The 26,651-nt window shown below is 36.4% G+C and carries 25 protein-coding genes and 3 tRNA genes; 24 read left to right on the top strand and 4 right to left on the bottom strand.

Annotated features, from left to right (window positions below):
* Positions 1–9: 9 nt before the first annotated feature.
* The 5 genes from FG390_RS11890 to FG390_RS11870 all read left to right on the top strand — a co-directional run bounded on the left by FG390_RS11890 (position 10) and on the right by FG390_RS11870 (position 3,683).
* Positions 10–426 (top strand): PTS sugar transporter subunit IIA, encoded by a 417-nt coding sequence (locus FG390_RS11890; RefSeq protein WP_181406488.1) that lies wholly within the window; start codon positions 10–12, stop codon positions 424–426.
* Positions 426–908: a PTS sugar transporter subunit IIB gene (locus tag FG390_RS11885; protein WP_141191258.1), complete on the top strand. Its 483-nt coding sequence runs from the start codon at positions 426–428 to the stop codon at positions 906–908. The genes FG390_RS11890 and FG390_RS11885 overlap by 1 nt, the downstream gene beginning before the upstream one ends.
* A gap of 101 nt (positions 909–1,009) precedes the next feature.
* Complete coding sequence (locus FG390_RS11880; protein WP_141191257.1) at positions 1,010–1,804, top strand: PTS mannose/fructose/sorbose/N-acetylgalactosamine transporter subunit IIC; 795 nt, start codon at positions 1,010–1,012, stop codon at positions 1,802–1,804.
* Positions 1,797–2,606, top strand: a complete 810-nt coding sequence (locus tag FG390_RS11875) for a PTS system mannose/fructose/sorbose family transporter subunit IID (protein ID WP_141191256.1) — start codon at positions 1,797–1,799, stop codon at positions 2,604–2,606. Before FG390_RS11880 ends, FG390_RS11875 begins: the two co-directional genes overlap by 8 nt.
* 18 nt (positions 2,607–2,624) lie before the next feature.
* On the top strand, positions 2,625–3,683 hold the full coding sequence (locus FG390_RS11870) for an SIS domain-containing protein (protein ID WP_141191255.1): 1,059 nt from the start codon (positions 2,625–2,627) through the stop codon (positions 3,681–3,683).
* Positions 3,684–4,129: 446 nt separating this feature from the next.
* Here FG390_RS11870 and FG390_RS11865 read toward each other — a convergent pair whose 3' ends face one another.
* Entirely contained in the window at positions 4,130–4,690 is a 561-nt protein-coding gene (locus FG390_RS11865; RefSeq protein WP_141191254.1) for a DUF420 domain-containing protein, read from the bottom strand.
* Positions 4,691–4,969: 279 nt separating this feature from the next.
* Entirely contained in the window at positions 4,970–5,635 is a 666-nt protein-coding gene (locus tag FG390_RS11860) for an HD domain-containing protein (protein WP_141191253.1), read from the bottom strand.
* Positions 5,636–6,077: 442 nt separating this feature from the next.
* Between FG390_RS11860 and FG390_RS11855 the strand changes: the two genes are divergently transcribed.
* On the top strand, positions 6,078–6,512 hold the full coding sequence (locus FG390_RS11855; protein ID WP_258311667.1) for a LytTR family DNA-binding domain-containing protein: 435 nt from the start codon (positions 6,078–6,080) through the stop codon (positions 6,510–6,512).
* A 12-nt stretch (positions 6,513–6,524) separates the two neighbouring features.
* Entirely contained in the window at positions 6,525–6,929 is a 405-nt protein-coding gene (locus FG390_RS11850) for a DUF3021 domain-containing protein (RefSeq protein WP_141191251.1), read from the top strand.
* Between the two features lie 248 nt (positions 6,930–7,177).
* Here the strand turns inward: FG390_RS11850 and FG390_RS11845 are convergent, their stop codons facing one another.
* The gene (locus tag FG390_RS11845) at positions 7,178–7,666 is read right to left on the bottom strand and encodes a chemotaxis protein CheW (protein WP_141191250.1); all 489 of its coding nucleotides are present in this window, start codon (positions 7,664–7,666) and stop codon (positions 7,178–7,180) included.
* A 516-nt stretch (positions 7,667–8,182) separates the two neighbouring features.
* Between FG390_RS11845 and FG390_RS11840 the strand changes: the two genes are divergently transcribed.
* The 5 genes from FG390_RS11840 (at position 8,183) to FG390_RS11820 (ending at position 14,517) form a co-directional block, all read left to right on the top strand.
* Entirely contained in the window at positions 8,183–9,121 is a 939-nt protein-coding gene (locus FG390_RS11840) for a YybS family protein (protein ID WP_141191249.1), read from the top strand.
* Positions 9,122–9,202: 81 nt separating this feature from the next.
* Positions 9,203–11,170, top strand: coding sequence for a DHH family phosphoesterase (locus FG390_RS11835; protein WP_141191248.1), 1,968 nt, complete (start codon positions 9,203–9,205; stop codon positions 11,168–11,170).
* A gap of 2 nt (positions 11,171–11,172) precedes the next feature.
* A complete protein-coding gene (gene rplI, locus FG390_RS11830) occupies positions 11,173–11,616 on the top strand; it encodes a 50S ribosomal protein L9 (RefSeq protein WP_141191247.1) in 444 nt (147 codons plus the stop codon).
* Between the two features lie 20 nt (positions 11,617–11,636).
* Positions 11,637–13,007 (top strand): replicative DNA helicase, encoded by a 1,371-nt coding sequence (gene dnaB, locus FG390_RS11825; protein ID WP_141191246.1) that lies wholly within the window; start codon positions 11,637–11,639, stop codon positions 13,005–13,007.
* Positions 13,008–13,230: 223 nt separating this feature from the next.
* Positions 13,231–14,517, top strand: coding sequence for an adenylosuccinate synthase (locus FG390_RS11820; RefSeq protein WP_141191245.1), 1,287 nt, complete (start codon positions 13,231–13,233; stop codon positions 14,515–14,517).
* Positions 14,518–14,580: 63 nt separating this feature from the next.
* Here FG390_RS11820 and FG390_RS11815 read toward each other — a convergent pair whose 3' ends face one another.
* A complete protein-coding gene (locus FG390_RS11815; protein WP_141191244.1) occupies positions 14,581–15,003 on the bottom strand; it encodes a YndA family protein in 423 nt (140 codons plus the stop codon).
* Positions 15,004–15,558: 555 nt separating this feature from the next.
* On the opposite strand from FG390_RS11815, the gene FG390_RS11810 reads away from it, so the two are divergent.
* The 12 genes from FG390_RS11810 to rlmH all read left to right on the top strand — a co-directional run bounded on the left by FG390_RS11810 (position 15,559) and on the right by rlmH (position 26,113).
* Positions 15,559–15,635: transfer RNA gene (locus FG390_RS11810), tRNA-Met, on the top strand.
* A gap of 7 nt (positions 15,636–15,642) precedes the next feature.
* Positions 15,643–15,718, top strand: a tRNA-Asp gene (locus tag FG390_RS11805).
* 448 nt (positions 15,719–16,166) lie between these two features.
* A tRNA-Phe gene (locus FG390_RS11800) sits at positions 16,167–16,242 on the top strand.
* 703 nt (positions 16,243–16,945) lie between these two features.
* Entirely contained in the window at positions 16,946–17,647 is a 702-nt protein-coding gene (yycF, locus tag FG390_RS11795; RefSeq protein WP_141191243.1) for a response regulator YycF, read from the top strand.
* A gap of 5 nt (positions 17,648–17,652) precedes the next feature.
* Positions 17,653–19,494 (top strand): cell wall metabolism sensor histidine kinase WalK, encoded by a 1,842-nt coding sequence (walK, locus tag FG390_RS11790; protein ID WP_141191242.1) that lies wholly within the window; start codon positions 17,653–17,655, stop codon positions 19,492–19,494.
* Positions 19,487–20,809, top strand: coding sequence for a YycH family regulatory protein (locus FG390_RS11785; RefSeq protein ID WP_181406486.1), 1,323 nt, complete (start codon positions 19,487–19,489; stop codon positions 20,807–20,809). The genes walK and FG390_RS11785 overlap by 8 nt, the downstream gene beginning before the upstream one ends.
* Positions 20,806–21,642, top strand: a complete 837-nt coding sequence (locus tag FG390_RS11780; RefSeq protein ID WP_141191240.1) for a two-component system regulatory protein YycI — start codon at positions 20,806–20,808, stop codon at positions 21,640–21,642. Before FG390_RS11785 ends, FG390_RS11780 begins: the two co-directional genes overlap by 4 nt.
* Positions 21,643–21,649: 7 nt before the next feature.
* A complete protein-coding gene (locus FG390_RS11775) occupies positions 21,650–22,444 on the top strand; it encodes an MBL fold metallo-hydrolase (RefSeq protein WP_141191239.1) in 795 nt (264 codons plus the stop codon).
* A gap of 609 nt (positions 22,445–23,053) precedes the next feature.
* A complete protein-coding gene (locus FG390_RS11770; protein ID WP_141191238.1) occupies positions 23,054–24,295 on the top strand; it encodes a S1C family serine protease in 1,242 nt (413 codons plus the stop codon).
* 238 nt (positions 24,296–24,533) lie between these two features.
* Complete coding sequence (locus FG390_RS11765) at positions 24,534–25,127, top strand: histidine phosphatase family protein (RefSeq protein WP_141191237.1); 594 nt, start codon at positions 24,534–24,536, stop codon at positions 25,125–25,127.
* 253 nt (positions 25,128–25,380) lie between these two features.
* Positions 25,381–25,551 carry a CxxH/CxxC protein gene (locus tag FG390_RS11760; RefSeq protein WP_141191236.1) on the top strand — a complete coding sequence of 57 codons (171 nt, stop codon included), beginning with the start codon at positions 25,381–25,383 and terminating at the stop codon, positions 25,549–25,551.
* Positions 25,552–25,633: 82 nt separating this feature from the next.
* Positions 25,634–26,113 (top strand): 23S rRNA (pseudouridine(1915)-N(3))-methyltransferase RlmH, encoded by a 480-nt coding sequence (gene rlmH / locus FG390_RS11755; protein ID WP_141191235.1) that lies wholly within the window; start codon positions 25,634–25,636, stop codon positions 26,111–26,113.
* Positions 26,114–26,651: the final 538 nt, after the last annotated feature.

Here is a 26,651-nt window from a genome sequence, read left to right as displayed (position 1 = left end):
TTCTCTATTATGAGACGAATCATTATTGCTACACATGGCGAATTAGCCAAAACATTAGTAGAAACTGTTGAGTTAATCATTGGACAGGGACATAATATTGACTACTTTTGCATGACCAAATCAAAATCTGGAGAAACAGGAAAGAAGGAGTTAGAAGAATTAATCTTTAAAGAAAATGAAAAAGAACTTGTTGTCTTTACAGATGTATTTGGTGGAAGTGTCAATAACATTTGTTCTGAAATTTTATTAGGACAGCCGGAAGATAAAAAGTTCCACTTAGTTTCTGGCGTCAATCTTCCAATGATTCTAACCACCGCTCTTTCTGGACCCTCTAACTCCATGAAAGAAGTTTTAAATGAGAGCATTCAAGAAGCACATAACGGTATAAAGTACATTAATGATCTATTTAAAGGAGTTGTTGAATAATGATATCTTTAGTCAGAATTGATGAACGTTTACTCCATGGACAAGTCGCGTTTGGTTGGTCACCTGCTGTTAGCGCAAATGTCATTTTAGTCGTTAATGACGAAGCAAAAAACGACAAAGTAAAAGCAATGGCTTTAGATTTAGCTAAACCAAATAATGTGAAGTTATATATTAGAGGAGTAAAAGAATCTGGGGAAATTATCAGTAAATTTTCTGAAGCGAAAAAAAGTAATGTACTCGTATTAGTTAGAAACACAGATGATGCCTTAGAATTAGCAAAAAATTCGAATGGTGCCATAAAAGAAATAAATGTTGGAGGGCTGCGCTATGAAGAAGGGAAGAAGAAGTTAACAGATCTTATTGCTGTCAGTGATCAAGATATTGATAACTTCAAGGAGATTCAGGAATTAGGTATAAATTTAGATTTCAGAATATTGCCAAGAGATAAGAAACAGTCATTTAAAGATTTAGTAAAAAATTGATGTATACAATGTTTTTCTATCATTCTATTGTTCAATTATCAAGAACAAAATGATTAACAAATAATAAATTATTGTTTTTATTCTAAAAAGGGGGGAGAAAATTGTTAACTCAAGCATTACTTCTTGGATTAATAGCAGGAATAGGAATATTAGATGGCAGAATATTTGGTGTTTTAATGTTAGAGCGCCCACTTGTACTAGGGGCATTGGTAGGATTAGTACTTGGTGATTTTAAGACAGGTATCATTATAGGTGCCCAACTCGAATTAATTTGGATGGGGATTGCTGGTATTGGCTCGTCGACGCCACCAGATGTTGTTACAGGAGGGGTTCTTGGAACAGCATTTGCCATATTATCTGGTAAAGGTCCAGAAGTTGCGTTAGCTCTTGCCGTACCAATAGCTGTATTGGCTCAATCTCTTGGTGTTTTAGTCAGAGTTATTAATACTTATTTTATTCACAAAGCAGATAAGTATGCTAAAAAGGCAGATTTTAAGAAAGTAACCTTAATGATGTGGATTCCGGTAGTACTGTTTTTCTTAAGTGTATTTGTGCCAACGTTTTTAGCGATCTTACTTGGTGCAGATAAAGTAACAACTTTGATAAATGCAGTACCTAAAGTTATCTTAGATGGATTGACGATTGCAGGAAATCTTCTTCCAGCTATAGGATTTGCTCTTTTAATGGATATGTTATTTTCAAAGAAAATGTCAGTCTTTTTCTTTATTGGGTTTTTAGCTGCATCCTACCTAAAAATAGACGTTATGGCTATTGCATTAATGGGAGTATGTATTGCGATTATCCTAAACTTTTTCGTTAACAATGAAGGAAATCAGTTATCAAAAAAAGGGAATGATGCAGATAGTTTAACGGAGGGAGAGATTAACTTTGAGTGAGGAAAAAAAATTAAGAAAAAAAGACTTGCGTAGTATTTTATGGCGTTCATTTGCTTTGCAAGGTGCCTTCAACTATGAGCGGATGCAGAATCTGGGTTTCTGTTACACAATGATTCCTGCTATCAAAAGACTATATGACAAAGAAGAAGAGCAATCTTTGGCACTCAAAAGACACTTAGAAATTTTTAATACGACACCGGTTGCTGTTCCAACCATTGCTGGTATTAGTGCAGCAATGGAAGAACAAAATGCAAATCATCAAGATTTTGATACAAGTTCAATAAATGCAGTAAAAACCGCACTTATGGGACCTTTAGCAGGTATTGGGGATTCGTTGTTTTGGGGTACATTGAGAATTATTGCAGCAGGAATTGGCATATCTTTTGCAACTCAAGGTAATTTAATTGGTCCATTACTCTTTTTATTGCTTTATAATGTTCCCAATTTATTAGTTAGAATATACGGTTTGAAGTTTGGCTATTCCGTTGGTGTCAATTCACTTGAAAGAATTCAAAAAGAAGGATTAATGGATAAAATTATGTCAATTGCAACCACCGTCGGGCTAGTGGTTGTAGGAGCTATGGTAGCTACGATGTTGAAAGTTTCAACCCCATTAAAATTTAATGTAAATGGTGCTAAGGTCGTTATACAAGATATTTTAAATCAAATATTGCCAAATTTATTACCTTTAGTATTAACCCTCGTCATTTTTTGGATGATCAGAAAGAAATTTAGTATTTCGAAATTGACTATCGCTATTATATTTTTTGGAATCATTGTCCATTGGGCAGGAATATTATAAATTAGGAGAGATAAACGGATGATTACGGAGTATCTTAAAGAAACACCGGAAAAATTAAAATTAATAATTGAGAATTCAAGAGATTTGTTTGCGGAAGTGAAAAAACAAGATATTAATCGAATTATTATCACGGGTTCAGGGACAAGTTACCATTCTGGTGCACAGGTTCAACAAAAAATGAGAGAAATAAGCGGAATATCAGTTGAGGCATACTATCCTTTTCTCATAACTAAAGAGTTATTAGCTAGTGATGCAAATCACACATTATTTGTTGGTATATCTCAAGGAGGAAGCAGTTACTCAACATATAATGTTATGAAAATGGCTAAAGATCTAGGATGTAAAGTAGCCTCAATGGCAGGTGCTGAAAATGCTCTTATTGATGAGCCATCGGATTATATACTTACGGTTCTTTGTGGTGAAGAAAAAGCAGGTGCAAAAACAAAAGGTTTCTATTCTACAAAGTTAAATCTACTTCTTCTTGCTCTTTCTATTGGACAAGAAAATGGAACTTTAAATCAAGATGAGTACGATGAAATTATAGAAACTTTAAAAAATACAGCCGATCATTTCTTAAATGTTTATTATTCTGCTGAAACGTGGGTAAACAATAATGCTGATCGTCTAAAACATGCAAAAGAGATTAGAATTGTTGGAACCAAAGAATTATATGGAGATACATTAGAAAGTGCATTGAAATTACTTGAAACCATGCGTGTCCCGGTAACTGGATATGAATTTGAAGAATTTATCCATGGTATATATAACGCCGTAAATGAAGATTCAACTATAATAGTTCTGAATCCAAGTAATGACCCAAGGATTGAAAAATTAATTAACGTTTTATCTGAATGGACGAATAATATTTATGTTATTGGTACTAAGGTGGAAGGTTTAGAAGAAGAGAAGAATTTTGTTATCGAGAGTGGCGATAACTATTTATATAATTCATTTGTTTATCCTATTGCCATTCAATTAATATGTGCAGTAGTCCCAAAATTGAAAGGAATTGATCCTAGCAGACCAAAAGATCCACAATTTCATATGAAACTTGAAAGTAAGAAACTCAATCGTTAACTATAATTACAGTGTAATAATTAGGACATTAGTTTAGGCAATATTCGTTTCATAGGAAATCTTGCTAAAAAACATACTTAAATCGTATCCCCTTTAGATAAACATTTGATGTTCTCAAATAATTTTCTTTTAAAGGGGATATTATTATGCCATGGATTCATGGATTCCTATTCAAAAGTTTTCCTTGCTAGTCTTGACTTGATATCTAAAACTTTATTTGCTGCTCATAGGGTATGCATTAAGAGAGATTGATTAGGCAGTTACACCGTTTTACTTGTATTGGCTGGTTTAAATACATTTTAGCGATATTTTGGCTATGAAAGATTCAAAGACCAAAACAGTTATGGGGTTTTTGGCTTTGAAAATTATTGCCCACGAAATAATTTAACAGAACTAAAAAAAGAACGACTGCTAGATTAACCAGTAGTCGTCTTTTTCATGTCTCTTTAATAATATGGAGCCATCATTAAATAGACAATGACGCCTGTAAGACTCACATATAACCAGATTGGCATTGTCCAGCGTACAATTTTCTTATGCTTTGCCACTTGCATGGTCCATCCCCATACGAGAGCGAATGGAGCAAGAAAGACGATGACAGCGGCTAAAAAGCTATGCGAAATTAAGATGAAAAAGTAAATCGGGCGAACAACACCCTGTCCTCCAAATCTCGCTGTGTCAGGTGACAGATAGTGAAAGGTGAGATAGGAGATTAAAAATAAAAACGTCGTCGTAAAGGCAGCTAAAATAAAACCACGGTGTACATTGATATTCTTTTTCATAATAGAAATCAGGGCACCGACTAAGAAAATAAAAGTAAAACTATTAAATACAGCGTTAAACCTTGGTAATAAATTAATATCAAAGTTGACATTTCCATGATAACCAATCGGGGTAAAAAACAAGAGTAAAATAACAATGTTTGCGATAATGGCGATACTAATGATGAGACCAGTAAAATTTTTGTTACTGGTAGGCGTATACTTTTTTTTATCCGTATTATCCATTAATTTTTCTCCTTTAGGAATACATTAGTAGATATCAAAACTCATTAATGTGTCACTAGGATCTATGCTGTGAAACAATGCCTTGAACAACAAAGGGGTTAAATGAAAGTTTTTTCTGCCTCTTAATCATATGTCTTTAAATGTTCTACAATTAGTATAGCAAAATCACGAAGGAGAAAAAAATATAAGCAACTTAAATTTTTGTAGAAAAAACGATGATCATAGTTTATGAGTCGGGAAGGTCAATTTAAACAACGAGAATGGTGTTATTAGAATAGATTATTCATTCGGATTTGCCTGAGATGTATAATCTTTTTTTGCAAGCAGCATCTCTGTGATTGTTTTAATTTGTTGATGGGATGTGATTTCGTCATCCATCATTTCGTCTAATACAACATCAATAAAATATTGAACGCAAGCCAGTTCCTTAAATGCTAAGATGGATTCAAGTGCTTCTTTATATATTTGTACAAATAAAGGTTCAGGATTCCCTTTTTGGATTTCCCCATACGATTCATACAGTAAATCAATTTTATCAGCCACTGCAAGAATTTTTCCTTCAAGGGTATCATCTTTTCCTTCTTTAAATCGTTCAGCATACGCTTTCCGAAATTGAGCAGGAAACTCATGCTCAAGAAAATCATTCGTCATGGATTCTTCAACTTGAGAGAAAAGCTCACGTAATTTTGGAAGGGCATATTTAACGGGTGTTTTTATATCCCCAGTGAACAATTCTGAGTAATCATGATTAATTGCTTTTTCATATATGGCTTTCCAGTTAATTTTATTACCGTGAGCATCTTCAACGGTAGCAAGAAATTGAACAATCTTAGCCACTTTAAAAGAATGACTTGCGACGGAATGCTCCTGATATTTAAATACTCCAGGACAGCGATAAATTCCTTCTAAATCTGACAAGCTTTGAAAATATCTATGGATACCCATACAAACCCTCCTCTAAGAAGTCAAATTAATCAGCTCGAAATTATTTTGAATAGTATACTAGGTCGCATACAGACAGTCAAATAAAATACATATATATTCACGTTATAGTGCGTGTTCAAAAAGGTGACAAATTAGAAGGGTTACTGGCTAAGTACGCTGGCATCCTGCCAGAACGCCAGTACTAGCCCGTCCTGGGCGTCGGAAGATCAAGACAAGACGGCGCTGTTTTGAGGACCGGAATGTAGGTTTTTACTACATGAGGACCGGAAAAACAAGAGGGCGCCGAGATTCGTAGCTTATCATTTGGTGACTTTTTGAACAACACCTTAAACAAATTTAAAGACATGTTAAATCCAAAAAAGCTCCTCTTATCTCCATTTTGCTCACAATGGCAGCAAAATATTTTAAAATAAAAATAAAGAAAGGGGTGACGTTATTGAAGGTGATATTAAATGTCCATCCAAACATTGAAGAAGAAAAAATTGAAATATGGGTTAAAGAGATGACGCCAAATATCGATCAAATTGTCAAGCTCGTTCATTCCCAAGAAGAGATGAATATCATCACTGTTATGAAAGAAGACCGATCATATATTTTGAATTTAGATCAAATTTCTCACCTCTATGTCGAAAATAAAACATGTTATCTTGTCGCCGGTCAAGAAAAGTATATTTATAAACATTCACTAAAGTATTTTGAAGAAAATAGTCCATCCTCTCATTTTATTCGCATTTCCAAAAATTGTATCGCTAATATTAAGTGGATTCATTACTTTGAAGTGGGATTTAGTGGTCAATTAGTTCTGAAATTTAAAAATGATTGGAAAGAATATGTGTCTAGAAAATATGTAAAAGAACTTAAAAGACGTTTAAATTAAAGGAGGAAAAAAATGCAATTACTTTGGAAAGTCATCAGAAATTCACTTATTGGTTTTGGAATGGCCGCTATCTCTATGTTAGTATTTCTTTTATTTTCGATGCATTATCAATTGGAGACGTTAAGTACGGAATATATGTTAAGACAACAAATTGGTTCAATGGTGTTCGGGGCTTTTTGTGGTTTAACCGCATTAATATATGAGTTGAAAATGTTCATTCGTTTGCTGCAATTGATGATTCATTTTATTTTGCTGTTTACGGGATATATGGTGACGGGGACCATCCTAGGTTGGTTTACCCTATCAACCATGATTCTCCCTTTATTCATCTTTATTTTCATTTATTTTTGCATATGGCTAAGTTTCTATGCTTATCATAAAAAACTAGCTAAGGATCTAAATGAATTAACAAAATAGTTTTTATAGGATTTTCCAGCAAAGAGGCCGGAAAATCCTTTTGTTTTAACCTGCCTTAACGGCTAGAAAAGATCCCCACCTCAAGATCTGAGTATTCAAAGAAGATAGATGGGGATCATCTGCTCGTAAAGGTCCGAGTGGTTCAGGCTTACCATCAGTGGAGATGACGCAGGCTAAAAACCAGGCGTCCTGTCGCAACGCCTGCACTAGCACATCCTGTGCGTCGAAAAACCCCCACTGATGGAGTTTCATTTTATTTGACGTTGTCGTACCTGCCTGTTGAGTTCTGTAACCAAACGATGGATTTGATCAGGATTAAGAAGCGGGATCGAATGGTCATCCATCATATATTCCATAGAAGCTATCGTTGACGAGCCTATTGTGTTAGATGAACTTTTCTGTATATGGTCCAGTTTAAGATCAACAAAATCATGAATCTGATGAATATCGAATGCCACCGTTTGACGATCTATCTTACAAATGATATATTTTTGATCTTCTGGATTATGCGAGTTTGATTCTACTTGAATTAATTTTGGCAGATCAATAAGCGGAATCACTTGGTCTCTCAGTCTAATAAAACCTTTAAGATAGTCATGTGTATCAGGAACAGAAAAGTACGGGAGAGGTTGAATAATTTCTTGAACATATTGAAGCGATAATCCTAGACGATGCTTACCGACATCAAAGAAAATATAGGTAGAGACAGAAAGGGTATCGTTGTTTGTTTGTTGCATATTAATCGTTCACTTCCTTTAATTATTAGAGGTCGTTCAAAAAGTCACCAAATGATAAGCTACGAATCTCGGCGCCCGCTTGTTTATTCCGGTCCTCATGTAGTGGATACGAGAGGATCGCTGGCTAAAATAGCTCCCGTCCTGTGGCTGGCGCCTGAAGCTACCACATCCTGTGGAATGCTGATCCTCAAAACAGCGCCGCTTTGATCTTCTTGCTTCTAATTCGTCATCTTTTTGAACACGCATTATTAAGGATCTTTCTTAAATTATATCGGATAATATTGAATTCGAAAACATAACAAGTGACAAACTAGTAAATAAGAAAGGAACAAATTAATTTAATTTAACAAAGCATGTACTCGGTTGTTTCAGGTGCAAAAAAAGACGGAATAGAGATCAAATATGGACAAAGATTTCTTCTCGTCCCTTTTTATATTATAATTTAAGGATAACTAAGTATGCTAAAGTCATGTTGATTGACAAGCATCACGGGAATATGGGGTGTAACGATATATAATGAAACAATCACGAAGTCTTGTTGAAGGGGCAGTGTCCATTGCCTTATTTATTTGTCTTTTAATTATAACTTTTTATTTACCGATTATTGGGGTTATAACACTATGGTTTCTTGCTACTCCGATTATGTACTATTCGAGTCGAAATGGATTGAAAATGGGAATTGTAGCTATTGTCGTTTGCCTATGTGTCGCTTTTTTCCTTACTAATGTATTTAGTATGTTATTTTCAGCTTTTTTTCTTATTCAAGCACTAGTCATGGGAACACTCATAAACAAGAAGAAGTCGGCATTTGCGGTTTTACTTGGAGGTAGCTTAGCGAATATTTCGATGTTCCTTTTGGCGTATGCCATCTCGATCGGTTTATTTCATTTTGACCCTGTAGAGGCTCTTGAAAAAACCATGTTATCAACATTGGACACAGCAGAAAAGATGTATCAATCGATGAATATTGATACAAGTGATTCAACCAAACTGTTAGCTGAATCCATCAACAGATTAAGTCAAATGACACCTTTCTTTATTGTAATGACAAGTGTCTTTTATGCCTTTATCACTCAAATTCTTAGTGGATTAATTATTAAAAGGCTTCGAGTGGACTTTCCTAAATTTCCTCCTTTTCGATTATGGAAATTTCCTAAATCATTAATTTGGTATTTTCTTATTTTATTGGTTATCAGTTTAGTCGGCCACATCGAACCAAACTCAGGACTTTATTTAGTTGTTGTGAATGGTCTTTTAATTCTTGATGTTGTCGTCGTCATTCAAGGGCTTAGTTTGATCTTTAATGTAGCCCACCGTAAAGAATGGCCCACGGTCATACCCATTCTTATATTAATTGTAAGTTTATTAGTGCCGTATTTACTGCAGATTATCCGATTATTGGGTATAATTGACTTAGGTTTCGATATTAGAAATCGAATTAAAAAGAAAAAATAACTCGCTTGTTTGAAAAAGAGGCAGCCTTACATTTTTTAAACAGCCGTTAAAAACATATACAGTGTCATGGGAGCTGACAATATGTCGAACCAATTCAAACATCGTTGGCGAAATGACCAGTTGCTGATATTTGGCCTGTTATTCCTCTTACTCCTAATTATTGTTGCTATAATTAATTGGGTGGTCGGACTAGCAGGTTTCCTCTTATTAATCGCTCTGGTAATTTGGTATGTAAGGAACGATGCACGATTTGAAGAAGATTTAAAAGAATATATAACGACTTTGTCCTATCGCTTAAAAAAAGTTGGTGAAGAGGCGTTATTAGAGATGCCCATTGGCATTGTTCTATATGATGAAAAAGGGCATATTGAATGGATTAATCATTATATGACTGCACAATCAGAAGGGGATAGTTTTTTAAATCAGCCTCTCGATAAAATTTCTGAAGACCTTCCAGAATTTATTCAATCAGATGATACGGATACTTTTCTTACGATACAGGACCTGAAATATCAAGTTATTAGTCGCAAAACGGAAAGGCTACTTTACTTTTTCGATGTAACCGAATTTATAGAATTAAAACAGAAACATTTTGATGAACAAACCGTTTTTGCCATTATATGTTTAGATAATTATGATGAAGTCACACAAGGCGTTGAAGATCAAGTTCGTAGCAATATCAACAATGCCATGACGTCAACGATTCAGAATTGGGCCGTTGAACATGGGATTTATTTAAAAAGAACATCATCTGATCGATTCGTTGGTATATTAAATGAAAAAATTTTGAAAGAACTAGAAGAGGACCATTTTATTATTCTTGATCGGATCAGAGAAAAAATATTGGTCAGTCATATCCCATTAACTTTAAGTATTGGTGTGGGTTCAGGGACATCCTCATTGCCTGAACTTGGTCAATATGCTCAATCTGCTCTTGATTTGGCATTAGGACGCGGTGGAGATCAAGTTGCCATAAAACATCCTGATGGTAAAGTGAAATTTTATGGTGGGAAATCAAACCCAGTTGAAAAAAGAACGCGAGTCCGAGCCAGAGTTATTTCTCATGCTTTGTCTGAACTCATGGTAGAAAGTGATCAAGTCATTGTCATGGGTCATCAATATCCGGATATGGATGCGATTGGAGCATGTATTGGAATCTTAAAAATTGCTGAAGCGAATGGAAAAGAAGCGAGAATTGTAGTAGATCCAAAAAATTATGGCGCAAGTGTGATAAAATTAGTGGAAGAGCTGAGAAAAAATGAAGAGCTCTGGTCCAAATTTATATCTCCAGAGGAAGCTGAGGAGAAAATGACACGCGGGACGCTGGTTGTTGTCGTTGATACGCACAAACCATCTATGGTGATGGATGCCGAATTATTACCTATGGCGGATCGTGTGGTCATTATCGATCATCATCGAAGGGCAGAAGAATTTGTTAAAGATCCTGTGCTTGTCTATATGGAGCCGTATGCTTCATCAACATGTGAACTCGTGACAGAATTACTAGAATATCAGCCCAAAGATCTTAAACTAGATGTCATTGAAGCAACGTCCATGCTAGCTGGCATTACAGTGGATACGAAAAGTTTTACCTTTCGAACAGGCTCTAGGACATTCGATGCCGCTTCCCAATTAAGATCTCATGGAGCGGATACCATACTTGTTCAAAAGCTTCTTCGCGATGATTTAAATCAATTTAATATGAGAGCGAAACTCATTAAGGATACAACGGTTTATAAAGATCATATCGCTATAGCAGTTGGAGCAGAGGATCAAATTTATGATCAAGTCTTAATTGCCCAAACAGCTGATACTTTATTAACGATGGAAGGTGTCAAAGCATCGTTTGTCATTTGTATGAGAGAAGACAATAAAGTGGGAATTAGTGCTCGATCACTCGGTGAAATCAATGTACAGCTTATTATGGAGAGTGTGGGAGGCGGAGGTCATTTAACCAATGCTGCAACACAACTAGAAGATGAAACCATAGGCGAAGCTTATGATTTATTAAAGCAAGCAATAGATCAATATTTACAGGGAGGCATGTAACAATGAAAGTGATCTTTTTAAAAACCGTGAAAGGAAAAGGCACTGAAGGGGAAGTAAAAGAAGTTTCAGAGGGTTATGCACGTAACTATTTACTCCCTCGAAAAGTAGCTGTTGAAGCAAATGCTAGTAATCTAAAACAACTTGAATTGAAGAAAAAAGGCAAGGAAAAACGGGCAGAAAATGAAAAGCAAGAAGCGGTTCAATTAAAGGAAAAAATTGAGAAATTAACCGTTGAATTGACCGCAAAAGCAGGAGAAGGCGGCCGGCTGTTTGGCTCGATTACAAGTAAACAAATTGCACAGCAACTTAAAAAGAAAAATATTGAAGTCGATAAAAGAAAAATAGAATTGGATGAACCGATACGTTCGTTAGGTTTTACGGATGTACCTGTTAAATTGCACTCAGATGTTACAGCGAAAGTGAAGGTACACATCACAGAGAAATAAAGTAAGGGGATAGGATTTTTATGAGTGACTTATTTGCCGATCGTACACCGCCTCATAATATTGAGGCTGAGCAGGCTGTCCTAGGTGCTATTTTTCTTGAGCCATCATCTGTTACGGTTGCTTCTGAGGCACTCTTGCCAGAAGACTTTTATAGAACGAGTCATCAACTCATTTTTTCTGTTATGTTAACATTATCAGAACGCGGGGAGCCGGTTGATGTCATTACCTTGACAAATGAATTGCGAAATGAAAAACGTTTAGAAGAAGTCGGAGGGATTTCTTATCTCGCAGAGCTGGCTAATTCAGCGCCAACAGCTGCAAATATTGAATATTATACAGGTATTGTAGAGGAAAAGGCCCTGCTAAGGCGTTTAATACGTACCGCAACGTCCATTGTCTCAGATGGTTATACTCGTGAGGATGATGTTTCATCTATTTTAGATGATGCGGAAAAGAATATATTAGAAGTAGCCCAGCGTAAGCGAACAAGTGAATTTCAATCTATTAAAGATGTCCTTATGGCGACTTATGATAATATTGAAATGCTGCAGAACCGCAAAGGTGATATTACAGGTGTACCGACAGGCTTCATTGAATTAGACCGTATGACGGCAGGTTTTCAAAAAAACGATTTAATTATCGTTGCAGCTAGACCTTCAGTAGGTAAGACGGCCTTTGCACTAAATATCGCCCAAAATGTCGCCACACGGACAGATGAAACGGTAGCTATTTTCAGCTTAGAGATGGGCGCACAGCAACTCGTTATGCGTATGCTCTGTGCCGAGGGTAACATCAATGCACAAAAACTTCGGACAGGTGCCCTAGATGAAGAGGACTGGCAGAAGTTGACCATGGCCATGGGAAGCCTATCTCACGCTGGAATTTATATTGATGATACACCAGGTGTCAGAGTGAATGACATCAGAGCAAAGTGTAGAAGATTGAAGCAAGAAAAAGGTCTTGGTATGATTGTTATAGATTATCTTCAGCTGATCCTAGGCAATGGCGGTTCGAATCGATCAGAAAATAGACAACAAGAAGTTTCAGAGATTTCTCGGACACTAAAAGCTATTGCTAGGGAACTTGAAGTCCCTGTTATTGCGCTATCACAGCTCTCACGGGGTGTAGAATCCCGTCAGGATAAGAGACCGATGATGTCTGATATTCGAGAATCAGGAAGTATTGAACAAGATGCCGATATCGTCGCTTTCCTTTACCGAGATGACTATTATGATAAAGAAAGCGAAAAACAAAATATTATCGAAATTATTATAGCGAAACAGCGTAATGGTCCTGTAGGGACAGTCGAACTCGCATTTATAAAAGAATACAATAAATTTGTGAATTTGGACCGAAAGCATGATGTAAGTGACATGCCTCCAGGAGCCTAATTTTTGAAAAGACATCGTCTCGATTAGACGGTGTCTTTTTGTAGGAAGTATTTTTAATAACCAGGGGTAAATCGTAAATACTATGGAATAACAAATAAAAATAACCGAACAAATATATCCCTAGTGGATGATAACGTTCGCTTTTTTGCATTGACTTTAGCACGCTAAACCTGTTACACTTACTATGGTCAAAATATTATTATACATTTTAGGGGGCCTATGGATGTCTTCTGTAGTTGTTGTTGGTGCCCAGTGGGGCGATGAAGGTAAAGGTAAAATAACGGACTATTTATCAGGAAAAGCGGAGGTTATATCGCGTTATCAAGGCGGAGATAATGCTGGACATACCATCGTATTTAATGGAGTAAAATATAAATTACGTTTGATCCCATCAGGAATTTTTTATAGTGATAAAATTTGTGTTATTGGCAATGGCATGGTTGTTAATCCAAAATCACTAGTAGAAGAGTTAGATTATTTACATGAAAAAAACGTAACAACTGACAATTTACGCATAAGTAATCGGGCACATGTTATTCTTCCTTACCACATTAAGCAAGATATATTGGAAGAAGAACGTAAAGGTTCATTGAAAATAGGTACAACCAAAAAAGGGATCGGCCCAGCATATATGGATAAAGCGGCTCGTGTCGGTATTCGTATTGCCGATTTACTTGAACCTGATACGTTTAAAGAAAAACTAGAAAAAAACCTTGCAGAAAAAAATAGACTATTTGAAAAAATGTACGAAACGGAAGGATTTAAACTTGAAGATATTTATGAAGAATATCTTGGTTATGCTGACCGTATTCGTCACCTTGTCTGTGACACGTCCGTTGTTTTAAATGATGCACTTGATGACGGAAAACGTGTACTTTTTGAAGGGGCTCAAGGTGTTATGCTTGACATCGACCAAGGAACGTATCCTTTTGTTACATCTTCAAACCCTGTTGCAGGCGGTGTAACGATTGGATCTGGCGTTGGTCCATCTAAAATCGATCACGTTGTCGGTATTACAAAAGCTTATACGACACGTGTTGGAGACGGTCCTTTCCCAACAGAAATTGAAGGAGAAGTTGGGGATAGAATTCGTGAAATCGGTCATGAATATGGTACAGTCACTGGTCGTCCACGCCGCGTGGGGTGGTATGATAGTGTCGTCGTTCGTCATGCTCGTCGTGTCAGCGGAATCACAGATTTATCTTTAAACTGTCTTGACGTTCTTTCAGGACTTGAGACTGTCAAAATTTGTGTTGCTTACAAATACAAAGGTGAAATCATTCATGAATTCCCAGCTAGCTTGAATGTCTTAGCGGAATGTGAAGCTATCTTTGAAGAACTACCAGGCTGGAGTGAAGATATTACAGGAGCCAAAACGCTATCTGATCTTCCTGAGAATGCAAGGCACTATGTAGAGCGCGTGTCTCAACTTACAGGTATCCCACTTACCATTTTCTCTGTAGGTCCTGATCGTACACAAACTCGATTAGTACGAGGCGTATTTGCTTAATAATCAAATCGTAAACTTATAAAAAATAAGACATCCACCATCATTTGTTGGATGTCTTGTTTATTAATCATAAAATTTAGCTATTATATTTTGTTCATAATTAGGAGAATTAATTTTAAAATAGACTTCGGCTTTGCGATTGTTCCCATCAATATATTTTGAAGTACTAAAAGAGTAACAGGAACTGGAATTCACAATAAAGGTAGCTATTCTTTTATCGTCAGCAGCAGGATCATATTCATAAGCCATAACGGCAAAAGCATTATCCCTTTGTAATCCAGAAATACATATTTTAAAATTACCGCCGTTTGAACTATAATTTTTAGTATAAACATTCCTATACTTTTTGAGCGAGATGTCCTCTTGACCTACTTTGTCCCAATCACCTGTGCCTACAAGCGATGTAGTAGCGAATGATTTAGCGGGATATACTAATATTAGGAGAATCGAAAATAGCAGAAAAACAACTGACTGACGAGTTTTCATTAATATCCCTCCTGATGATTGAGATCGTCTTTGCTCATTATACATGAGAAAAAAAGCATGTACCATAAAAGGATAAAAATGTAATTGACCCTTAATATAAATGAAACATATAAAAAAGCACTTGCAATGTTTCTAATTACATGGTAAGATACTTTTTGTGTCACAAAGAAATTATGTTTCTTGAATCATCATATTATCGCGGGGTGGAGCAACGAGGACAACCTCTTCGAATCCACGGCGAGTTGTACCGAAGACGAAGTCGTAGGTACAGTCATTAAACAATTAGTAGATATAAAATTAAACATTTCATATTATCGCGGTGTGGAGCAACGAGCAAAGCTTCCTCGAATAAAACTTCGAGTTGTACCGTAGGCGATAGCCGTAGGTACAGTCTTTGAAACATCAAGTAGATCTAAAATTAAATATTATTACTATCGCGGGGTGGAGCAACGAGCAACACATCCTCGAGTAAGCTACGAGTTGTCACGAAGGCAGAGCCGTAGTGACAGTCTTTAAAACATCAAACAGATTTAAAACTAAATATTTATTTACTATCGCGGGGTGGAGCAGTCTGGTAGCTCGTCGGGCTCATAACCCGAAGGTCGTAGGTTCAAATCCTGCCCCCGCAACCAAACATATGGATCCGTGGTGTAGGGGTTAACATGCCTGCCTGTCACGCAGGAGATCGCCGGTTCAAATCCGGTCGGATCCGCCATTTTTAATACATAATGAACTTGAAAATTTTATTTAGGATTGATAGCAACCAGCGTAACCTTCATCGAATCCGCATCGAGTTGTACCGAAGGCAAAGCCGTAGGTACACAAAAGAAACAACATCGAAGAAAATAAACATAAGTAATATTCATATTCATTTGGCTCGATAGCTCAGTCGGTAGAGCAACCAGCATAACCTTCTTCGAATAAGCTGCGAGTTGTCCCGCAAGCGAAGCTGGAGGGACAGAAATTTTAGCATCATCGAATAAGCATCAGGAAACAATTTAGTTCTACACTTTTATATCAATTATGGCTCGATAGCTCAGTCGGTAGAGCAACCAGCGTAACCTTCATCGAATCCGCATCGAGTTGTACCGAAGGCAAAGCCGTAGGTACACAAAAGAAACAACATCGAAGAAAATAAACATAAGTAATATTCATATTCATTTGGCTCGATAGCTCAGTCGGTAGAGCAGAGGACTGAAAATCCTCGTGTCGGCGGTTCGATTCCGTCTCGAGCCACCACTATTATTATTAAAGCATGTCATAAGGCATGTTTATTTTTATATTTGGAAAAAAACCTCTTGTTTCTCTACAGTGTTTCAATCCCTCAAAAATAATATTTTTTGCCTCTATTTTTTAAACAAAAAGCGAATCATATTATAGTAAGGAATTGTTTCTTAATTTCTAAAGTAACCATTCCAGGCTGAAGTGGCTCAATTCGGTGTCGAAGTAGCTCAATTACTGTAGAAGTGGCTCAATTCGGTGTCGAAGTAGCTCAATTCCGGCTGAAGTGGCTCAATTCGGTGTCGAAGTAGCTCAATTCCTGCAGAAGTGGCTCAATTCTGTGTCGAAGTAGCTCAATTCGGTGTCGAAGTAGCTCAATTCCTGCAGAAGTGGCTCAATTCTGTGTCAAAGTAGCTCAATTCCGGTTTGGAGTCGCTCAATCCCAGGTCAAAAATACGAAATTTCGGTCGCATATAAGAAATTAATGTATTAATCGTCATCATTCGATTTAAAATACGGTTAATCTCTGAATGATCAACATTTTTAACTATGTTAAACAAAGGACTTTCAAATGTTTGTGACGAATGACCTATTTATATAGATACATTCCGCTTTAACTTCTATAATAAGCCGCATTATGACAGGACAAAGCGTAGTGTGTTAAAATTATTAAGATGTTTATTTTTATTAAACCCGTGAAAAATGAGGAGGAACGACCTCTATGGATAAAAAAATACTCGTTGTAGATGACGAACAGCCTATTGCTGATATTTTACAATTTAATCTTGAAAAAGAAGGATACACCGTTGTTTGTGCTTATGATGGAGAAGAAGCTTTACAAAAAGTAGAAGAAGAGAAACCAGATATGGTCCTCTTGGATGTTATGCTACCAGTAAAAGATGGTATGGAAGTGTGCCGAGAAATCCGTAAAACTTACAATATGCCAATTATTATGTTGACAGCTAAGGATTCAGAAATTGATAAAGTCCTTGGTCTCGAAATGGGTGCCGACGATTACGTGACAAAACCATTCAGTAATCGTGAACTCATCGCCAGAGTTAAAGCAAACTTAAGACGTCACCATCAAGAGGCGGGAAAAGAAGAAAGTGGAAATGAAATTGTTATCGGCGATTTAGTTATTCATCCTGAAGCCTATATCGTGACTAAACGAGATGAAACGATTGAATTAACCCACCGTGAATTTGAATTATTACATTATTTAGGTAAGCACCTAGGACAAGTCATGACACGTGAGCACTTACTACAAACCGTGTGGGGCTATGACTACTTTGGTGATGTACGGACAGTGGATGTGACTGTAAGAAGGTTAAGAGAAAAGGTAGAAGATAACCCAAGTCGTCCAGCGTGGATTGTTACACGGCGTGGGGTGGGTTATTATTTAAGAAATCCAGAGCAGGAGTAAATATTATGAAGAAAGTCGGTTTTTTTAAATCGATTCATTTTAAATTTGTATTAGTTTATACGTTGCTGTTTTTATTGGCTTTACAATTAATTGGGGTGACCTTTTCAGATCGTTTGAGAGATAATTCTATCTCAACTTACCAACAATCATTGATCAACCAATCAAAAATTATGGCTTATAACGTTGGTGAAGCGATAAGAGAAGTCAAAGAAGAAAATAATAATCAAAGTACCGTTTTGAATAAGATAAATGACCAATTATCTGAAATGGATAATCAATTAAAGAAGAGTAACGGTATTAAAAAAGTTGAAGTCATAGATGATTCAGGAAAAATTGTCGCTGCAGATCAAAGAAATAGTGATCAAATTGGGAAATATACATCTAATTCAACCATTATGCCAGATGTTCTTTCATCTACGGTACCCAAGCCTTATCTATTTAAAGAACGTGATACAGGTGAACGTGTGATGGCGATTACCACGCCCATCTATGTCGATTCTGAACGTTACGGAATTCTTTATTTAGAAGGAAAAATGGAAAATATCTATAGTCAGTTATTTACGATAAATAAAATATTGGCAACAGCAACTGTGATCGCCTTATTAGTTACGGCAGCGCTTGGGATGTTTTTAGCCCGGACGATCACAAAACCTTTAGCTCAAATGCAAAAACAGGCTTATGCCATTTCTAGAGGTAATTTTACAAAAAAAGTAGAAACCATCGATGATGATGAGATTGGCCAGTTAGCCAATGCTTTTAATGATATGACAGATCGTCTTCATGAAGCGAATGCCATAGCTGAAGCAGAACGAAGAAAATTAAGATCTGTGCTTGCCTACATGACAGACGGTGTCATTGCAACAGATCGTAAAGGCCACGTCATTTTAATGAATAACCGTGCGGAAAGTCTACTTGGTGTTTATCGTCATCGTATTTCAGGCATCTCCATTCTCTCTTTACTTAAGATTGAGGAAGATTATACCATTGAAGATCTCTATAAAATAACGGATTCGATTATTTTAGACTTTAGTTCCATAGAGAAAAAAATGCTTTTAAGAGCGAATTTCTCTACGACAAAAAAAGAAAACGGAAGGATCAACGGTATAATTGCGGTTATCCACGATGTAACGGAGCAAGAACAGGTTGAGATGGAACGGCGTGAATTCGTAGCAAATGTGTCACATGAGCTTCGTACACCACTCACAACAATGAAGAGCTATCTAGAAGCCTTACAAGACGGTGCAGTCAATGATGAAAAGCTAGCTCGAAAGTTTATTGACGTCACACAGATGGAAACGGAAAGAATGATTCGATTAGTAAATGATCTCCTTCAACTTTCCAAACTGGATGCAAAGGATTACTCCATTACACCACAGAGGACCGATTTCATTGCCTTTTGCAATCATATAGTCGATCGTTTTGAAATGTCAAAAAGACAAAACATCCATTTTGTAAGAAAGCTACCCAAAAAACCGATTTACGTGGATATTGATCGCGATAAGATGACTCAGGTTATTGATAATATCTATTCTAATGCAATGAAGTATTCACCAGAAGGCGGATCGATCACTCTTAAAGTTACAAAGAAAGGTCAATACCTTAAAGTATGCATTAGTGATGAAGGTGTTGGCATTCCAAAAGAAAATTTATCTAAGGTTTTCATTCGCTTTTACCGAGTAGATAAAGCTAGATCTCGTAAACTTGGCGGTACAGGTCTTGGACTTGCTATTGCCAAGGAAATGATTGAGGCACAAGGCGGGGAAATATGGGCGGAAAGTGAATGGAACAAAGGGACAAGCATTCTTTTTACACTCCCATTAGATAAAGGGGGAGATCATCGTGACTAAAGAAGCTTTTAAATCTATTTTTCTAACGGTTTTAGTTTTACTTAGTATCACCTTAACGTTTAGTATTTGGTTCTATCAAACCGATTATGAAAGTATTACACCACCTAATACAACAACGGTTAGTATTGCCGAATCAAAAAATATCCATGATGTCATTAAACCCTATCTTGCCGTGAACTATCGTGGCCATCAAATACTGGGACAGGACTCAGCAGAAAGTGTCTCAAAACTATATGAATTATTTCAAAAGGGTCAATATACGAATGTCTCAACAGATGTGAAAAAAAATTTGCCTTCAAGAGGGCAAAATCCATCTTATGAAATTGTTTTCCCTGCCCCATTGACCATCGATACATTGAAACGATTATTTACATTCAATGATAATTTCATAGTTAGAAATAACCTGTATGTTGATCGGATCGAAGTTTTTCAGAGCAATGGAAACCAAGGGAAAGTAACAGCTGTTTTTCGATCGCAAAATGATTCAGCAGTGTTTTATGCCTCGGTTAATCGTATGAGTACAAAACAATTAAGTGATGCGATCACGAGTGAAAATCTAAGGCAATATCTTCGTCAATCATTAAGTCACGAGAAACATGTCTACTTACCAATAGATAAGACAAAAGTGAATAGTGAGCGGGTGTTTTATCGAACGCTAGATCTTAAAAGATATATTTCTGTTTTATATAAAGATCCCGATAGTGTTTCAAGTACAAAGAACGCGGTCTACTCGGATGGAGGTAGTCAATTAGAAGAAAATCCAGGGAATGTTCTTCATTATATTAAATTTAATCCTGGTATTAATAAAAACAAGAATAACCAAGATAGTGTCATCTATCGTAGTTATGAATTTATTAATGGGTATAAGGGTTGGACAAACAGTTTCGTTTATGATGAATTTGAACCATCTAAAAAACATTCACAAGACGGCGAAGCAGGTTTCCGCATTCAACTGGGAAATTACTTGATTTATAATACGGATTATTTGGGACGATATTTGCCAACGGTTAAATTGAATTGGAAGAGTGGACAACTTACGGAGCTGTATTCTACTTTAATCGACATGGATCCAATCTATTCAAAAACAACCTATGAATTAGAAGGGGCTAATGAGGTCATTGTTGAGTTAGTATCAAAACATATCCAACCTTCCAAATTAGAAGACATTAAAATCGGTTACAATCTAAGCAATGTGACAGATTCAAATTCAGATCAGATTGAACTCACACCGGGTTGGTTTTATAAACAAAACGGCCAGTGGTATCCCGTTTTTACGGATGAAAAGAATTCCATAAACAGGAGGGGATTTGAATGAATTGGAGTAAAACAAAAACCATATTCATTATCTGCTTTCTTCTCCTCAACATTTTTTTAGCATATGAATTTTATCAAAGACAAAGTGAAGAATTGACAATGGACAGTCCAACACAAGATATAACACAGACCAAAAACAACGTTAAAATAGATACAGAAATACCGAAAACTCCTGAAAATGTAACCTTTATAATAGGAGAACAGCAGTCATTTGTGAAAAATGATAAGAACGACTTGATAGATTCGTTAAAGAGTTTACAGGACACGAAGGACTATTCCGCACAAACGATTAAAGTAACGAATAATGGACGAACGATCGAAGGGACATTTGAACATCCAGTTGACATACCAAAACAAAATAAAAATTATCAACAAATTATTCAAAAATTGATTTATAAAGGGAATGAGTATACGTATTCTTCAACAGATAAGGACGGGAATCTTCATTTCATCCAAGTATTTGATTCTACACCTGTTTATATTAAAGATCATAACGGATTTACGTTTTTAAATTTAAAGGTAAAAAACCATCAAATCATAAGTTATACACAGAGATACTTTGTTTTTACAAAAACAAACAAAGTCGATATTATTAATGCAACAGGAGCTTATGATAATTTAATACAAAATAATATTTTATCAGGATATAAGAAGAACATTACGCTTAAAAAGATTAATTTAGCGTATTTCAATTCAATCGGAAATGTCGACCAAAATGACACGATGGTTTTCTTTCCTACATGGCATATGCAAGTAAAAACAGAAAAAGACACACATCATTATTTTGTGAATGCCGTGTCAAGTGAGGTACAAACATTAGGGAATGGAGAGTGAACGACATTTGTCTCTACAATACAGCGTTTTAGCAAGCGGGAGTACGGGGAACTCACTATATATTGAAACTGAAAAGCACAAACTACTGGTTGATTGTGGTTTAAGCGGGAAGAGAATGGTCGAGTTATTAAGTCACATCAACCGGGATCCAAAAGATCTTGATGGAATTTTAGTGACGCATGAACATAGTGACCATATTAAAGGACTCGGTGTTTTTGCTCGTCGCTTTCAAATTCCTATCTATGCCAATACAAAAACATGGCAAGCCATGAGTGATTCCATTGGAAAAATAGATAATGATCAAAAGTTCACTTTCGAAACAGGTACCGTGAAAGAATTTGGTTCACTTCAAATTGAATCCTTTGGCGTTTCTCATGATGCTGCTGAACCCATGTTTTTCAGTTTTCATCATGAAGATAAGAAACTCACCTTACTGACTGATCTCGGCTATGTTTCAGATCGTATTAAAGGCGTTATCCGTGAATCGGATGCTTATATTATTGAAGCGAATCACGACATTCAAATGCTGATGATGGGACGTTATCCTTGGAATATAAAACGGAGAATCCTTGGAGACTCAGGTCATATTTCAAATGAAGATGCGGGACTCGCTTTAAGTGAAGTGATTGGTCATAATACAAAGCGTATTTATTTAGCTCATTTGAGCAAAGATAATAACATGAAGGATTTAGCACGTATGAGTGTTGAACAGAAATTAGGTCAATACGGCATTCAATTAGGTGAGGACATTGGTCTTTTTGATACCGATCCAGACACTCCGACACGATTATGTGCCATTTGAGTAGTTTTAACCTTTCATAAATTGGTTAATAATAGAGTATGGTCATTGGGCTAATTTCATGGCCTTTTGACCTCTTCTTAATATAGGAACAAGATACATAATGTAAGAATAGACTTTAAGAGGATGTTCAAAAAGCCACCAAATGATAAGCTACGAATCTCGGCGCCCGCTCGTTTTTGCGGTCCTCATGTAGCAAAAACCTACATTGCGGTCCTCATGTAGTGGATACAAGAGGATCTCTAGCTAAAATTGCTCACGTTCTGTAAGCAAAGTTGAAGCTACCATAACGCAAGGAATGCCGGTCCTAAGGTAACAGCGCCGCTCTTAGCCTCCGACGCCCAGGACGGGCTAGTACTGGTGTCCTGGATGCGAGCGTACTTAGCCAGTAAACCTTTTTTCATTTGTCACCTTTTTGAACACACATTTTAAGAAGATATGGCTTCTAGACTGTTAATAGTATGTAAATTTGGACGTTTGTCCATTTTTTTCGATAAAAAAGGTCTAAAATCACACGTTTATCGAAATTGTCACACAATCGAAATCCATAGGTTCTGATCATGTTATAGTTGATCTATAAAATAGTACGTTACATAGAAAGGTGTTGATAAGATGGACTATTTTGATGACCAAAATCAAAATGAGGAAGAAACAAGACGTGATCGCTTGCCTACAGAAGATCGTCGAGAAGGACGCAGTGGTCGTAAAGGTTGGTTTTTTGCTGGATTTCTCGGTGCGATTATAGGCATCGTTGTTTTCTTAATTCTTGCCCCCGTTTTGTCTAATCTTGGGGTTCTTCCCTACTCAGTAACAACAGGAAATGGATTGGATCAAGTCAATAGTTCTTCTAATGCAAATAATGCGATTAGTCGGCAGTTGAATGTGAAAGTCAATTCATCGGTCACAGATGCGGTGGATAAGGTATCACCTAGCGTTGTTGCTGTCATTAACTATCAGAGAGCCAATTTCTACGATAATCAATATACCGAATCGGGGCTTGGATCAGGTATTATTTATAAAAAAGCCAATGGGTATGCCTACATCGTAACAAATAACCATGTCGTTGAAGGTGCGAACAAAGTTGAAGTCAGACTCGAAAACAATAAGAAAGTCTCAGCGACGGTTCTTGGTAAAGATTCGCTTTACGATTTAGCTGTCCTCCGAATTAGTGATTCTGGTGTAAATAGTGTCGCCGAATTTGGTAACTCAGGTATTTTGAAACGCGGCGAACCAGCCATAGCGATCGGAAATCCACTCGGTTTCAGTGGTTCAGTAACAGAAGGCATTGTCAGCTCAGCCAATCGAACCATGCCGATTGAAGGCGGAAATGTCTCTATTGAAGCAAATCTTGTTCAAACAGATGCAGCCATCAATCCAGGTAACAGTGGCGGGGCTCTTGTTAATATTGCAGGTCAAGTCATCGGAATCAATTCTTCTAAAATTGCGGAAGAACAAGTTGAAGGCATTGGATTTGCGATTCCTATCAATGTAGCTAAACCGATTATCAATAATTTAGAGAAAAACGGTAAAATTGAAAGACCGCTCCTCGGTGTTGGGATTGTTGATTTAACAACCATTCCATCAAATCAGGTCTCACAATTAAAATTACCAAGCGGTGTTAAAAATGGTCTTGTCATTTCTCAAATTCAACAAGGTCAACCAGCGGCAGATAGCGATTTGAAAATTGGCGATGTCATCACAGAAATTAACGGTGAAAAAATTAAAGACTATGTCAGCTTCTCAACGTATCTGTATACTAAATTGAAACCAAATCAAAAAGTAAAAATTGTTTACTACCGTAATGGAAAGAAACATACAACGTATCTCACTCTTGGCAGTAAAGTCTTTTCTTAAAAGTTGAAAAAAGGGTCCCTATCACATTTGGTAGGGATTTTTTTGCATAAGTGCAACTGGGCCTCTGTCTGCACCTTATAGGCCCCGCAATTGGCAAGTTTTCTTTAAGAAAATTAATGTGGATGAACATCAATATAAATATGAAAGTGTTGTGACAGAGCGTTAGTTATTTAGAAGCGACGATCCATTTATGGTATGATCACAATAAAAGGACATGCAAGAAGAAAGGAATGGATCGATGACAACGGTTTGTTTAATTAGACATGGTGAAACAAATTGGAATGCTGAAGGACGATTGCAAGGAAGCACAGATATCCCACTTAATGAGGTTGGCTACCAACAAGCAAAAGAAACGGCGGATTATTTTGAAGGCTCAGAATGGGACTTAATTGTCTGTAGTCCACTTAAACGAGCAAAGCAAACGGCTGAAGCGATTAATGAGCGTTTGAATTTGCCTCTCATTGAAATGGAAGACATCAAAGAGCGTGGATTTGGTGATGCTGAAGGACTCACGATCGAAGAACGCTTAGCAAAATACCCAGATCGTAACTATCCAAATAAAGAACAAACGGATGTTTTTCAAAAACGTATTATGGGAGCCCTCAGAACCCTCTCTGAAAATTATCCAGATAAAAAAATACTATTTGTCGCTCATGGCGGCGTGATTCATGAAATACTCTCGATTTTATCTAATCACAGTGAAGAGATTAGAAACACAAAGCTCATTAATGCTTGCATTAGTAATATTGAATTCCATGATAACATTTGGGAAATCAAGGACTTTAATCAAGTGTCACATTTAACGCATTATAATGACAGAGGAAGGGTATGACAATATTAGTCATACCTTATTTTTCGTGAGCTTTAATAATGCCTCTTTTAAAGTGGATAACTAAAGAAACAATCAAGTTATACACAATCGATTATGAATTGAATGAAAATTTTGCACAGGTGTGGATAACAGTGTGGATAACTGTGGATAATAGCAGTTGATATCCACAATGATTTTTCAGACAAATAAACTTGAACAAATAAAAAAAATAAGAAAACGAATACATAATAATTATAGAAAATAAAGGAGAAATATGTCGGAAATGCGATTATACTGCTGTTTTGAGCACATTGAGCTCGCTTTCGAAGAAGTTATAGAAGAATATGAGCAAGCACCAAACTTTGAAAAACTAGAAGATAAACACAAGTTATCCACAAGATGTGTGTATTGTTCAAACCCAGCGGATTATTTAGTAACAAACTAATGTTTTCATACAAGATATAGATTTGGTTGTGGATATGTGGATAAAAACTGTGCATAACCATGTGGAAAGGACGGGATAACTTGTGAATATCAACATTTTAACTGTGGGAAAGCTAAAAGAAAAATACATTCAACAAGGCATCAACGAATACAAAAAACGCCTCAGCGCCTACACCAAAATCAACATCATCGAAATCCCCGATGAAAAAGCCCCAGAAAACATGAGCGACGCCGAAATCGAACAAGTCAAAAAAATCGAAGGCGACAAACTATTAAATAAAATCACACCAGATACCTACGTGATTGCCCTTGCCATCTTAGGAAAACAACTCACATCTGAACAACTCGCAAAACACATCGATGAACTCGCAACCTATGGAAAAAGTAAAATCGCCTTCGTCATCGGCGGATCGAATGGATTGAGTGATGAAGTATTAAAGCGGGCGGATTATCACTTGTCTTTTTCTAAGATGACATTTCCGCATCAATTGATGAGATTGGTGTTGATGGAGCAGGTGTACCGGGCGTTTAAGATTATGAGGGGGGAACCGTATCATAAGTGAGGGAGGTTTCTTAAATCATGAGAATAACAAGTTGTGTATAGAAACTTGCATATTTTTTGCTTGTTATAATTATTGGGGAAGGAACTTTTAATTTTATCCATTGCCACAAAGAACTTGAAGTATCCCCCATTACCATTGATACAGGTCAGTAGGAAAGTTGAGTTATTTTTTAGCATACGCATCAGTATTTCTGCATCTTAATCTTCGTGTCTGTCACCACCCGACGGTTTGTTGAATATTGTCGAAGTGCCAGGCACCTATCTTAAGAAGCAACGTACAATACCAATAACATATAAGCACTACCAATCCCACAATCTAAATTAAATTCCAAACATAAAACTAATTGAAATCCTCTTAATTAAGGGGATTTTTTCCTTTTCTGAAGTATCAAAAACGACTGTTTATGATACTAGTTGAAAAACTTGTATAAAACATATAATTATAGCTGGAAATCCGTATCAAAATCCGTATCAAAAACATTGTTTCTTTATTTATTTATATAACCGTTTTTGATACAATAGAGATAACAAATTGAAGC

Origin of the sequence: Terrilactibacillus laevilacticus, assembly GCF_006517395.1 — a bacterium.
GTDB classification, from domain to species: Bacteria; Bacillota; Bacilli; order Bacillales; family Sporolactobacillaceae; genus Terrilactibacillus; species Terrilactibacillus laevilacticus.
The sequence above is the reverse complement of the archived record's forward strand: the minus strand, read 5'-3'. Positions and strand labels throughout refer to the sequence as shown.

What these genes read in the sequence shown, in the direction of transcription:
- FG390_RS11890 (WP_181406488.1), top strand. Translation starts at nt 10, where the DNA reads ATGAGACGAATCATTATTGCTACACATGGCGAATTAGCCAAAACATTA.
- FG390_RS11885 (WP_141191258.1), top strand. Translation starts at nt 426, where the DNA reads ATGATATCTTTAGTCAGAATTGATGAACGTTTACTCCATGGACAAGTC.
- FG390_RS11870 (WP_141191255.1), top strand. Translation starts at nt 2,625, where the DNA reads ATGATTACGGAGTATCTTAAAGAAACACCGGAAAAATTAAAATTAATA.
- FG390_RS11865 (WP_141191254.1), bottom strand. Translation starts at nt 4,690, where the DNA reads ATGGATAATACGGATAAAAAAAAGTATACGCCTACCAGTAACAAAAAT.
- FG390_RS11860 (WP_141191253.1), bottom strand. Translation starts at nt 5,635, where the DNA reads ATGGGTATCCATAGATATTTTCAAAGCTTGTCAGATTTAGAAGGAATT.
- FG390_RS11850 (WP_141191251.1), top strand. Translation starts at nt 6,525, where the DNA reads ATGCAATTACTTTGGAAAGTCATCAGAAATTCACTTATTGGTTTTGGA.
- FG390_RS11845 (WP_141191250.1), bottom strand. Translation starts at nt 7,666, where the DNA reads ATGCAACAAACAAACAACGATACCCTTTCTGTCTCTACCTATATTTTC.
- FG390_RS11840 (WP_141191249.1), top strand. Translation starts at nt 8,183, where the DNA reads ATGAAACAATCACGAAGTCTTGTTGAAGGGGCAGTGTCCATTGCCTTA.
- FG390_RS11835 (WP_141191248.1), top strand. Translation starts at nt 9,203, where the DNA reads ATGTCGAACCAATTCAAACATCGTTGGCGAAATGACCAGTTGCTGATA.
- rplI (WP_141191247.1), top strand. Translation starts at nt 11,173, where the DNA reads ATGAAAGTGATCTTTTTAAAAACCGTGAAAGGAAAAGGCACTGAAGGG.
- dnaB (WP_141191246.1), top strand. Translation starts at nt 11,637, where the DNA reads ATGAGTGACTTATTTGCCGATCGTACACCGCCTCATAATATTGAGGCT.
- FG390_RS11820 (WP_141191245.1), top strand. Translation starts at nt 13,231, where the DNA reads ATGTCTTCTGTAGTTGTTGTTGGTGCCCAGTGGGGCGATGAAGGTAAA.
- FG390_RS11815 (WP_141191244.1), bottom strand. Translation starts at nt 15,003, where the DNA reads ATGAAAACTCGTCAGTCAGTTGTTTTTCTGCTATTTTCGATTCTCCTA.
- yycF (WP_141191243.1), top strand. Translation starts at nt 16,946, where the DNA reads ATGGATAAAAAAATACTCGTTGTAGATGACGAACAGCCTATTGCTGAT.
- walK (WP_141191242.1), top strand. Translation starts at nt 17,653, where the DNA reads ATGAAGAAAGTCGGTTTTTTTAAATCGATTCATTTTAAATTTGTATTA.
- FG390_RS11780 (WP_141191240.1), top strand. Translation starts at nt 20,806, where the DNA reads ATGAATTGGAGTAAAACAAAAACCATATTCATTATCTGCTTTCTTCTC.
- FG390_RS11770 (WP_141191238.1), top strand. Translation starts at nt 23,054, where the DNA reads ATGGACTATTTTGATGACCAAAATCAAAATGAGGAAGAAACAAGACGT.
- FG390_RS11765 (WP_141191237.1), top strand. Translation starts at nt 24,534, where the DNA reads ATGACAACGGTTTGTTTAATTAGACATGGTGAAACAAATTGGAATGCT.
- FG390_RS11760 (WP_141191236.1), top strand. Translation starts at nt 25,381, where the DNA reads ATGTCGGAAATGCGATTATACTGCTGTTTTGAGCACATTGAGCTCGCT.